This is a genomic window from Vibrio sp. 10N.261.54.A5, from assembly GCF_041471145.1.
Classification (GTDB): domain Bacteria; phylum Pseudomonadota; class Gammaproteobacteria; order Enterobacterales; family Vibrionaceae; genus Vibrio; species Vibrio crassostreae_C.
This window is the reverse complement of sequence record NZ_JBFRNU010000019.1, coordinates 35236-46898: the sequence shown is the minus strand read 5'-3', so window position 1 is coordinate 46898 and position 11663 is coordinate 35236. Positions and strand designations below refer to the sequence as shown.

11 protein-coding genes are annotated in these 11663 nt (G+C 43.7%); 7 read left to right on the top strand and 4 right to left on the bottom strand.

Translation table 11 applies throughout. The features are described from left to right. Positions 1-438: 438 nt before the first annotated feature. Both gloA and AB4329_RS05290 read left to right on the top strand, forming a co-directional pair. Entirely contained in the window at positions 439-855 is a 417-nt protein-coding gene (gene gloA / locus AB4329_RS05295) for a lactoylglutathione lyase (RefSeq protein WP_004734046.1), read from the top strand. Between the two features lie 199 nt (positions 856-1054). After that, positions 1055-1489 carry a DUF2753 domain-containing protein gene (locus AB4329_RS05290; protein WP_004734047.1) on the top strand — a complete coding sequence of 145 codons (435 nt, stop codon included), beginning with the start codon at positions 1055-1057 and terminating at the stop codon, positions 1487-1489. Between the two features lie 95 nt (positions 1490-1584). On the opposite strand, the gene motY is transcribed toward AB4329_RS05290, so the two are convergent. Continuing rightward, positions 1585-2466, bottom strand: a complete 882-nt coding sequence (gene motY, locus AB4329_RS05285; RefSeq protein ID WP_017063457.1) for a flagellar protein MotY — start codon at positions 2464-2466, stop codon at positions 1585-1587. Positions 2467-2654: 188 nt separating this feature from the next. Between motY and rnt the strand changes: the two genes are divergently transcribed. Next, complete coding sequence (rnt, locus tag AB4329_RS05280; RefSeq protein ID WP_017061178.1) at positions 2655-3299, top strand: ribonuclease T; 645 nt, start codon at positions 2655-2657, stop codon at positions 3297-3299. 65 nt (positions 3300-3364) lie between these two features. Continuing rightward, positions 3365-4690, top strand: a complete 1326-nt coding sequence (locus tag AB4329_RS05275) for a Na+/H+ antiporter family protein (RefSeq protein ID WP_029235135.1) — start codon at positions 3365-3367, stop codon at positions 4688-4690. A gap of 191 nt (positions 4691-4881) precedes the next feature. Here the strand turns inward: AB4329_RS05275 and AB4329_RS05270 are convergent, their stop codons facing one another. Together AB4329_RS05270 and AB4329_RS05265 are read right to left on the bottom strand one after the other, a co-directional pair. After that, positions 4882-5511 carry a DsbA family protein gene (locus AB4329_RS05270; RefSeq protein ID WP_017061180.1) on the bottom strand — a complete coding sequence of 210 codons (630 nt, stop codon included), beginning with the start codon at positions 5509-5511 and terminating at the stop codon, positions 4882-4884. 98 nt (positions 5512-5609) lie between these two features. Next, on the bottom strand, positions 5610-5948 hold the full coding sequence (locus tag AB4329_RS05265) for a Grx4 family monothiol glutaredoxin (RefSeq protein WP_004741702.1): 339 nt from the start codon (positions 5946-5948) through the stop codon (positions 5610-5612). Positions 5949-6217: 269 nt separating this feature from the next. Here AB4329_RS05265 and sodB point away from each other — a divergent pair, with 269 nt between their 5' ends. The 3 genes from sodB to AB4329_RS05250 all read left to right on the top strand — a co-directional run bounded on the left by sodB (position 6218) and on the right by AB4329_RS05250 (position 8515). After that, positions 6218-6802: a superoxide dismutase [Fe] gene (gene sodB, locus AB4329_RS05260; RefSeq protein WP_004734050.1), complete on the top strand. Its 585-nt coding sequence runs from the start codon at positions 6218-6220 to the stop codon at positions 6800-6802. A gap of 247 nt (positions 6803-7049) precedes the next feature. Continuing rightward, the gene (locus AB4329_RS05255) at positions 7050-7553 is read left to right on the top strand and encodes a VC2046/SO_2500 family protein (protein ID WP_276202729.1); all 504 of its coding nucleotides are present in this window, start codon (positions 7050-7052) and stop codon (positions 7551-7553) included. Positions 7554-7831: 278 nt separating this feature from the next. Continuing rightward, positions 7832-8515 (top strand): SDR family oxidoreductase, encoded by a 684-nt coding sequence (locus AB4329_RS05250; RefSeq protein ID WP_017061182.1) that lies wholly within the window; start codon positions 7832-7834, stop codon positions 8513-8515. Between the two features lie 186 nt (positions 8516-8701). Here AB4329_RS05250 and adhE read toward each other — a convergent pair whose 3' ends face one another. Further along, complete coding sequence (gene adhE / locus AB4329_RS05245) at positions 8702-11407, bottom strand: bifunctional acetaldehyde-CoA/alcohol dehydrogenase (protein WP_017061183.1); 2706 nt, start codon at positions 11405-11407, stop codon at positions 8702-8704. Positions 11408-11663: the final 256 nt, after the last annotated feature.

Sequence of the window (11663 nt, the reverse complement as noted above, 5' to 3'; positions counted from 1 at the left end):
TCGGCGTATTTTATCGAAAATTCCTTAATAACGAAGTAAAACATCGGAATAACCTTTCTATAAACAGGGAGATGTTGGCGTAATCATAAATTGATAAAATGGAAAGTTAGATGCCAATTGTAAAAACGAAAGGAAATCAGCAACAAGATGGAGATATAAATCACAATTCAATAACCAAGGCCATTACAAAAAAGACCAATACTCAAACTTACTATTTATGCAAAACTTCGAATTAATCAATAGTGACTGACAAATCAAGAAGGCCGTCTACTTTCATTTTATTGTAATACAAATAAGAAAAATCTAGAGAGGGAGAGTAAGATAGATGATGAGAATAAGAAAATATGACCAAACTCATCATCTCTTTGGTGTTGCTTATGAGCTTGCTCATATATAGTGCTATAAAAGAAACAACCAATAACAAGCTAGGAGCAAATCATGTCAAACGGTCGTATTTTACACACCATGCTACGCGTGGGTGATCTAGACAAGTCTATCGAGTTCTACACCAATGTAATGGGCATGCAGCTATTACGTAAGAACGAAAACAAAGAGTACGAATACACACTGGCTTTCGTTGGCTTTGGCGACGAATCTCAAGGCGCAGTGATTGAGCTGACTTACAACTGGGGCACCACGGAATACGATCTTGGCTCTGCTTTTGGTCACGTTGCTATCGGTGTTGATGACATCTACACAACGTGTGATGCGATTAAAGCAGCTGGCGGCAACGTAACGCGAGAAGCGGGTCCGGTTAAAGGCGGCTCTACACACATTGCGTTCGTTAAAGATCCTGATGGCTACATGATTGAGCTGATTCAGAACAAACAAGCAAGCGCAGGTCTAGAAGGTTAATTCCTTAACCTCTTTGAGAAGTTGAGTTTGAACGCCTGATGAAATAAAAAAGAAGCGAGCACTATGCTCGCTTCTTTTTTATCACTCTCCCCATAATCGATATGCTTCACCAATTATTCTTAACAATCTCATTGATGAAACTTTACATGATAATAATTATTATTTAAATTAACCACCTATTGATTAATGAGGTAATACAATGATTAGCGAATGGGAAAAACACACGTTACTTGCCGATACTGCATTGCAGCTCGACGATCCTGTACGAAGTATTCTTCATTATCAGCAGGCTTTGAACTTAAGTGAAGAAATTACAGAACGCACCGATATTCAAGCCGATGAGCGGTTACTGATCTCGGTGATTTCTTGCCACAATCTTGCTCAATTCTGGCGTTGGGCTGGCGACACTGAATACGAGCTCAAGTATCTTCAACTGGCTTCCGAAAAGGTACTCACACTGATCCCTCAGTGCCCTAATACTCAATGTTCAAGCTTTATCGATTCTATTGGTTGCTGTAAGAAAGCGCTGATCGATTTCATGAAACGCCACCCAAACCCTAAAATTGCCTCTATGGTGGAGAAGATCGATACCGCGACCAACTGTGAAATGATCGCCCGCTTCCGCTTGAACTAAACAAGTTACGTCCAAACAACGACTCCAAATCTAAAACATAAAAAAGCCCGTCATCAAGACGGGCTTTGTCATTTCAAAACAAGCTATTGTTTAGCTTAAACCTGTGTACGACCTAAAGAGATCACAACACGTCGGTTCTTGTCTTTACCAATTGGCGAGTTATTGTCTGCAATCGGACGACGCTTACCATAGCCTTGTACTTGAATACGATCTTCTGGCAAGCCTAGAGATTTGAAGTACTCTCTTAACGATTCCGCTCTGCGCTCTGAAAGGTTTTGGCTAATCCCTTTGCTGTCGACAGAGTCGGTGTACGTTGCCACCAGCACAAGGTCGATGTCTTGATTATAGCGAACGTAATCAGCAATCTGGCTCAGCCTTTTACGCGACGATTTATTCAGCTGATCGCTGTTGCGGTCGTAATGCAAAATAGTGAAAGAGATATCTTCAAAGCTGTAAGGCAGCAGATTAGCAACACAGTCACTGAACACATTGTATTTTTCTTGGAATAGCACTGACGACAACGACACTTCGATACGTTGATCTCGGCTCTGCCACTCTTGGTAGCTGAATGTCGGATAACGCCCTTTCTCCAACTCACTCAAGATGCCCCAAGCTGTTTGACCACCGACATAGCCATCAAATTGTTGGAAGAACTTAATGGTTGTCATGCGATCAGCACTTTCACCCGGACGCCAAGGTGGCGGCATCGAAATCAAGCTGACATTACGCGTAGCACCCATTGGGCGACGCATTTTAAGCTCAAAGTCCAAAATGATTTTTTTACTCGCGCGAGATGAGAACTCAGCATCACCAAAGTTTGGAATTGGGTGAACCAAGCGACATTCTAGTGGCGTGTTGGCCACCATCTCCCATGTCGACTGTTGAGGAGATGCTCCGTAACGCTTTTCTTGTGCCATGACCGATGACGACACAAGTAGCGAAAATAGCATTGAACCTGTTATGAGTTGTTTCTTCATAAAGTGGAGTATCTCTTAAGCAATTCGTTTAACAATGCAGCCAATTGCCGCATTTTTCTCTCACGTTTAAATATGCAATTATCAAGCCGTAATGGGTTAGGTAATTTATGATTTATTGCCCTTCCCTAGTTTTTATCACTGCTATTATCTGCAATAATGCAGCCTTAATCACACTTATTTGGGCTAACATGACTGTAGAAAACGAAGCTCTGACCCTAAAAAAACGCTTTCGCGGCTATTTTCCAGTGGTCATCGACGTGGAAACCGCAGGGTTTAACGCTGAAACCGATGCATTATTAGAAATCTGTGCCATTACATTAAAAATGGATGAGAACGGAGATCTGCACCCTGCATCAACGCTTCATTTTCACATTGAGCCTTTTGAAGGCGCAAATATAGAGCAGGCAGCATTAGACTTTAACGGAATTAAAGACCCATTTAGCCCATTACGTGGTGCTGTGTCGGAACAAGAAGCCCTTAAAGAAATCTACAAGCTAGTGAGAAAAGAACAAAAAGCTTCAGATTGCAGTCGCGCAATCATGGTTGCTCACAACGCTACATTCGATTTGAACTTCGTTAATGCGGCAAGTGAGCGCTGTAAGCTTAAACGCGTCCCTTTCCATCCATTTGCTACTTTTGACACTGCAGCTCTTAGTGGTCTTGCCTACGGTCAAACCGTTTTGGCTAAAGCTTGCCGCACTGCAGGGATGGAATTTGACAACAAAGAAGCACACTCTGCTTTGTATGATACGCAAAAAACCACAGAGTTATTTTGCGGCATTGTAAACAAATGGAAAGCCCTTGGTGGTTGGCCTCTTGTTGACGAAGAATAAAAAATAGAGTCGGTAAACGTTTTTTCGTATTGCCTTCATAAAAAACACAACATCCCGAGAATAATATGAATCCTGTTGTAATTTCAGTTTGCATCATGCTTGTTTTAGCTTTGATGCGTGTAAACGTAGTCGTTGCTCTGACGTTCAGTGCAATTATCGGTGGCGTAGCCTCTGGTATGAGCTTGAACGACGCAGTCGCGGCTTTCGAAAGTGGATTAGGCGGCGGTGCAACGATTGCACTTAGCTACGCTATGCTTGGTACATTCGCTGTAGCTATCTCACGTTCTGGTATCACAGATCTCCTTGCTCAAAGTGTTATCAAACGCATTCACGGCAAAGAGAACAGTGCAGCATCGACTGGTCTTAAATACGGCATGCTTGCGTCGTTGATCTTAGTGACCATGTCTTCGCAAAACGTGATTCCGGTACATATCGCCTTCATCCCAATCTTAATCCCACCTCTACTAGGCGTATTCGCAAAAATGAACCTAGACCGTCGTCTAGTTGCGTGTGTGCTGACTTTTGGTCTGATTACACCTTACATGGTGTTACCGATTGGTTTTGGTGGCATCTTCCTAAACAACATCCTGCTTAAAAACCTTCACGACAATGGTCTTGAAAACGTTGTAGCAAGCCAAGTACCTATGGCAATGTTGTTACCAGCAGCAGGCATGATCTTCGGTCTCCTTACTGCAGTATTCTTTACTTACCGTAAGCCTCGCCAATACAAAGAAACCTCTCACACTGTTGTTTCAACAGAAGTGAAAGAGATCAACAAGAAGCACATCCTAGTAGCAGCAGCTGGTATCGTAGCAGCGCTAACAGTTCAACTATCGACTGGCTCTATGATCATCGGTGCTCTAGCGGGTTTCATGGTATTTACCTTCGGTGGCGTTATTGCTTGGAAAGAGACACAAGATGTCTTCACCAAGGGCGTTCACATGATGGCAATGATCGGTTTCATCATGATTGCAGCAGCAGGTTTCGCGGCAGTTATGAAGCAAACAGGTGGCGTTGAATCTTTGGTTGAAGCACTTTCAACAAGCATCGGCGACAACAAGCCTTTAGCAGCACTACTTATGCTAATTGTTGGTCTATTGGTTACTATGGGCATTGGTTCTTCGTTCTCTACGATTCCAATCCTTGCAACTATCTACGTTCCACTAGCAGCTGCATTTGGCTTCTCGCCAATGGCAACAATCGCTCTAGTAGGTACAGCTGCTGCACTTGGTGATGCGGGCTCTCCGGCTTCTGACTCAACATTAGGTCCAACGTCTGGTCTAAATGCTGATGGTCAACACGAGCACGTATGGGAAACCGTAGTACCGACGTTCCTGCACTACAACATCCCACTGATCGTATTCGGTTGGATTGCAGCCATGGTTCTGTAATTAGGTTCTGTAGTTAAACAGTCCTACGCTCACTTTTATAAAGACCGCCTCGTGCGGTCTTTTTTGTCTCTGAGATTCATTCTACTCTTCCTTCCGTTCACTCTCATTGAACTAGCGACACCAAACAAAAAAGGCTTACTCTGATGAGTAAGCCTTAGAAATCATTGCGAATACAGATGACTCTCGCTGAATTACGCAGCGGGAGCATTACTCACTAAAATTTCGCGAATAGACTTAAGCGTCGCTTCCGTTGAATGATAATCCAATTCAACTTCACTAAAGATGCCGTTCACTTCAAGCATTAAGGTCGGGTAAGAAAATACACCCATCGCTTCTTTAAAGCCTAGCTGGTCATCTAACTCACTTTCCAATAACTTGCTAGAAAGGTCATTTTCAAACTGTTGAACATTCATACCTAGCTCTTCAGCCAACTGCAAATGTGTGTCTTGGCTATGTGGCAACATCGCACGAAGGTAGTAAGCATGTTGAATCGCTTCAAGCATCGCTTCGTAGTGGTCTTGAAAACCTGCAGCAATCACGGCACGGCACGCAGGGTAAGTACTGCGAACAGGTTGGCACTCTGTCCAAAAATCATGGTTAAACTCAGTACCCAACTTAGCTTCGATCTGCTTCCAAATCGCTTGCAGCTTGCCTTTCATCTCTTCTGACATTGGCTCATCAGAATCCGGGGCCAAACCACCCACTACATAGTTAAACTCAATGCTCGCAGGCAATTGTTGTTTCAATAACTCAAGTGTTGGCTTGTAACCCCAACACCAGCTGCACATTGGATCATGCACATAATGAAGTTTTACGTTCATTGTTCATTCCTTATCGAGTCAATGATTCGATCAATTCAAACAAAAAAGGAGCCTGATTAAGGCCCCTCATTTTAACTATTCAGCGCAAAGGCTAGAACTTATTCAGCGTCATCGCCAGCAACTTTAGCCGCTGCTTCTTTGATGATTGGCTGAAGTTCGCCTTTTTGGAACATCTCAAGAATGATGTCACAACCACCGATTAGCTCACCTTCAACCCAAAGTTGTGGGAAAGTTGGCCACTGTGCGTAAGCAGGAAGCTCTGCACGGATATCAGGGTTTTGTAGGATATCTACGTAAGCAAATTTTTCGCCACATGCCATTAGAGCTTGAGACGCTTGAGAAGAGAAACCACAGCTAGGTAGCTTAGGAGAACCTTTCATGTACAGTAGAATAGTGTTTTCTTCAATTTGCTGTTTGATTTTATCGATAGTTTCCATTGCTTCCTCGTTAATGGATTACGGCTTTTATTGCCTTTATTCTACCCCAAACTAAAAGAATAAAAACCATATAAAAAAAGCGGTTAACAAGCTAAGCTAACAATTCACACAAAAGTAATGAAATAAGCTTTTAATAAAGTAAAAACTTGCTAAACTATATCGCAAGTCAGCAAATTGACCATGGTTGGCAGTATAGCGAGCCATGAATAATAATATCACTGGAAGCAATCGAAAGAGTTAACTCTTTCATATCAATGGAGAATTGAGCAATGGCATTTGAACTACCGGCTCTTCCTTACGCGAAAGACGCGCTAGAACCACACATCTCAGCAGAAACGCTAGATTTCCACCACGGTAAGCACCACAACACTTACGTTGTTAAGCTAAACGGCCTTATCCCAGGTACTGAGTTTGAAGGCAAAACACTAGAAGAGATCGTTAAGACTTCTACTGGTGGTGTTTTCAATAACGCTGCTCAAATCTGGAACCACACGTTCTACTGGCACTGTCTTGCTCCTAAAGCGGGCGGCGAACCAACTGGCGCTGTTGCAGAAGCTATCAACGCTGCATTCGGTTCTTTCGAAGAATTCAAAGCGAAATTCACTGATTCAGCAATCAACAACTTCGGTTCTTCTTGGACTTGGTTAGTTAAGAAAGCTGACGGTTCTCTAGACATCGTTAACACTTCTAACGCTGCTACTCCTCTAACAGAAGAAGGTGTTACTCCACTTCTAACTGTTGACCTATGGGAACACGCTTACTACATCGATTTCCGCAATGTTCGCCCTGACTACATGGCTGCATTCTGGAACCTAGTAAACTGGTCTTTCGTAGAAGAGAACCTAGCTAAGTAATTATTGCTTACGCTGCGCTATTTATAGCGAGTTATCTATTGAAAGCTCATGCCTCGGCGTGAGCTTTTTTGTATCTGTCGTGTTCCACAAAATCTAAACATTTCGTAATAAACCCGCCAATAGCGCTTACTTCTCGAACTATTGATAGCCTTCTTCCCAACCCTACATAAATTCTCTATTTGCCTGTAATTAAACACTAAAGTTTGCCGACTCCATGCCGTTAAAGGTGTATCCAATGAGAGGCGACATGCAAATACATACTTTAGACAAAGCAGGAATCATCAACGAACTGAAGTTCGGCATCGGGATCAGCCAAGCGGTTGAGCAAGGTCGCCGTGCAGATTTCGCGTTGCTGTTATCTATGTTTTCTAATGATGTCCGTGATTGCACGCCAATTGACACCATTGAAATCACAGAGACAAATGAAGATCGCCTGCGCAAACAATTTGGCGTAGCAGAACCTCAACAACTGCGTTCAAACCAGTCTTCATATGAGATTTCAGCTCAGCAATCTAATCATTTTCATCAAGCTAGCCTTGCCAGCGCCAAACTCAGCCATTACTTGAAACCTGAAGCGCTTGCCTTCATGCCTGAAGATACAGCCGACTTACCCGAAGAGGTTTACCAAAACCTTTCTGGTCATGACCGACGCAAACTCGCAAACAAGCATTTACCTGATTTGCCACATGCCACGCTCTACAATGAGCTAACCACCGCGCAACGTCGGTATCAAATTCAAGCTCAAGTATAGCGATCACCTACCTTTCCCTTTTTCGCTGTCTATCCATAGCTCTTCTTCGACTAACTCGCACACTTCAAAGTATTCACACGAATGATATGAACCACTAGCCTTAGGCAACCTAAAAACACCTGATGTCGGTTACCGCTTGAAGTTACTACAAAATGTGACGTGCCACTAAGTTCATAAAAACTTATTAATTGGCACACCTTAGTTTGAACCAATTCACACCCGTTGTATAAATTTTAACCCATCCTTATCCGACATGGACGATTTGTTTAGGTACTGGGATGGAAATAAAAAGCTCAATCATATTGGTGACATCTGCCGGCTCGCGACTGGGGGGGGCGATTGCGAACCACTTTGTTAACCTTGGAGCCACCGTCATCCTTTGTGATAAAGACACGGAAGCACTTAAAGCGACGTATCTACAGTGTGCCCGGTTTTCTGACTCTGTTTACCACTACACGCTCAAAGGCAATGACAGCCAAGCGATTCTCAGCGTATATGATTTTATTCAAACCACCTTCAACACGACACCCGATGTGCTGGTCAATAACTGGATAAGCTCCCCAATGCCTAGCCTAATTGGCGATCAGCCTGTGAGCAGCTTTATTAATGATCTCTCATCGATGGCATCGACCCTGTTCGCATTTGGGCAAATCAGTGCTGAGAGATTGCGAGAGGAAGATAAGGAAGGCGTGATTGTGAATGTGATATCTCATGATGACTTTCACGATGTGTCTGGCTTAGAGAGCGCAAACTCAATGATCACTGGCTTTACCCATAGTTGGGCGAAAGAGCTGACTCCCTTTGGCATTCGAGTCGGTGGCGTTGTTCCCGCCGTTCATAACTCCGATGGCAAGCTCAACCGATGTCACTGGGCGCAGCTGCAAGACGAGCTGACCAGAACAACCGAATACATTGTCTCGAATGACTACTTCAGTGGGCGAGTTGTCGCGGCAGAGGTTTAACTCCCTATTCCAATTGAACATGACTGGCTCAGCTCATATTAAGTAGCAGAGCTATTACCTCTCAATCCGTTTTACAAACGAACCAAACATAAAAAAAGCCCCAGTCTCTCGACTGGGGCTTTCATCTTTTCCCGATAGATAAGTATCGTGCTAGCGAAAACTTATCTCAAAACTAATGCTTACTTATTATGCGTTAGCTTTTTCTTTTTTAGCTTTTGGCGCTTTCGCTTCAGCTGGCTTTTGGTCTGCTTTCTTAAGGATAACTGTAGTACCTTCGAAAGTTTCGCCTTCAACGTATGGTTGGCCGAAGTAAGAAGTTGTTAGAACTTCTTTTAGCTCAGTGATTAGAGGGTAACGTGGGTTAGCACCTGTACACTGGTCATCGAACGCTTCAACAGCTAGCTCGTCTAGTTTAGCGATGAAGTCAGACTCGTTAACACCCGCAGCTTGGATAGATAGTGGGATGTCTAGGTCAACTTTAAGCTCTTCTAACCAAGTCAGTAGACGTTCAATCTTCTGAGCTGTACGGTCACCAGCTTGGCTTAGGCCTAGGTGGTCAGCAACTTCAGCGTAACGACGACGTGCTTGTGGACGGTCGTACTGAGAGAATGCAGTCTGCTTAGTTGGGTTATCGTTCGCGTTGTAACGTACAACGTTTGAGATAAGTAGTGCGTTAGCAAGACCGTGTGGTAGGTGGAACTCAGCACCAATTTTGTGAGCCATTGAGTGACACACACCTAGGAATGCGTTCGCAAATGCTACACCAGCGATAGTTGCTGCGTTGTGTACTTTCTCACGAGCTATTGGGTCAGCCGCACCATTTTTGTAGCTTGATGGTAGGTATTCTTTAAGCATCTTAAGAGCTTGAAGAGCTTGACCGTCTGAGTACTCGTTCGCTAGAACAGATACGTAAGCTTCAAGAGCGTGAGTTACTGCATCGTAACCACCGAACGCTGTTAGAGACTTAGGCATGTTCATTACTAGGTTCGCATCAACGATAGCCATGTTTGGCGTGATTTCGTAATCAGCTAGTGGGTATTTAGCACCAGTCTTGTCGTCAGTAACAACAGCGAATGGAGTAACCTCTGAACCTGTACCTGAAGTTGTAGTGATACATACAAGCTCAGCTTTTTGACCCATTTTAGGGAACTTGTAGATACGTTTACGGATGTCCATAAAGCGCATTGCTAGTTCTTCGAAGTGAGTTTCTGGGTGCTCGTACATAACCCACATGATCTTAGCAGCATCCATTGGAGAACCGCCACCTAGAGCAAGGATTACGTCAGGTTGGAAGCTCTTCATTGCTTCAGCGCCTTTCTCAACAACAGATAGCGTTGGATCCGCTTCTACGTCGAAGAAAGTTTGAACTTCGATGCCTTGTGCTTTAAGCAAGCTAACTACGTCATCTGCGTAACCGTTGTTGAATAGGAAACGGTCAGTTACTAGGAATGCGCGTTTCTTACCTTCTAGGTCGCTCATTGCGATTGGAAGGCTACCACGACGGAAGTAGATAGACTTAGGTAGTTTGTGCCACAACATGTTTTCAGCTCGCTTCGCTACAGTTTTCTTGTTGATAAGGTGCTTAGGACCTACGTTCTCAGAGATAGAGTTACCACCCCATGAACCACAACCTAGAGTTAGAGAAGGTGCAACGTTGAAGTTGTACAGGTCACCGATACCACCGTGAGTAGTCGGGATGTTGATTAGGATACGAGCAGTCTTCATCTTGTCACCGAAGTAACGGATGCGGTCTGCGTTAGTATCTTGGTTAGTGTAAAGACCAGATGTGTGACCGATACCACCGATTTCAACCATAGTTACCGCTTGAGCAACTGCGTCTTCGAAGTCATCTGCGCGGAATAGACCTAGAGTTGGAGATAGTTTCTCGTGAGCGAATTCGTCATCGTAAGAAACTTTACCAAGACCTTCACCTACAAGTACTTTTGTATCAGCAGGAACTTTAACACCAGCCATTTCAGCGATTGCTGGAGCAGGTTGACCTACGATTTTAGCGTTTAGGTTGCCGTCGATAAGCAGAACTTTACGTACTTTATCAGCGTCAGCTTTAGATAGAACGTGAGCTTTGTGAGAAGCGAAACGCTCTTTAACTTCGTCATATACTTCGCTAACTACGATTGCAGCTTGCTCAGAAGCACATACTACGCCGTTATCGAAAGTCTTAGACATAAGGATAGATGCTACAGCACGTTTGATGTCAGCTGTTTCATCGATAACGACAGGAACGTTACCAGCACCAACACCGATAGCAGGCTTACCTGAAGAGTATGCTGCTTTAACCATGCCTGGACCACCAGTAGCAAGGATAAGTGCGATACCGTCGTGCTTCATAAGCGCGTTAGAAAGCTCTACAGATGGTTGGTCGATCCAACCGATGATGTCTCTTGGAGCACCAGCTGCAACAGCTGCGTCTAGAACTAGTTTCGCTGCGTCGTTAGTTGAGTTCTTTGCACGTGGGTGTGGCGAGAAGATGATGCCGTTACGTGTCTTAAGAGAAATTAGAGATTTGAAGATTGCTGTAGAAGTTGGGTTCGTTGTTGGAACGATACCACAGATGATACCTACAGGCTCAGCGATAGTCATTGTGCCTAGGTTGTCATCTTCTTCTAAGATGCCACATGTTTTTTCGTCTTTGTATTTGTTGTAGATAAATTCAGATGCAAAGTGGTTTTTGATAACCTTATCTTCAACAATACCCATTCCAGATTCAGCAACTGCTTGTTGAGCAAGTGGAATACGAGCGTGGTTAGCAGCAAGAGAAGCTGCGCGGAAGATTGCGTCTACTTTCTCTTGAGAGAATGTTGCAAACTCTTCTTGTGCTGCTTTAACGCGAGCTACTAGAGCATCAAGTTCCGCTAAGTTAGTTACAGGCATGGTGGATCTCCTAAAATAATAAATATTAAAAACTTTTTATTAAATTCGCTGCTTGCCGTTAACCTTAAACACCAGCGTTCTTAGTAAATTGCTTTCAGGGCTGAGTATATTATTTCACTGTGTGAAAAAAATTGACCCAGATCAGTTACCCAAAAAGAATTAACCAGAAAGTAGTAAGGCAATCGCAAAAATGAACTTAAGAGCATGATTTATATAGATTAAACTCACACTTTTCGTTCGCGCAAAAAACAAGCAA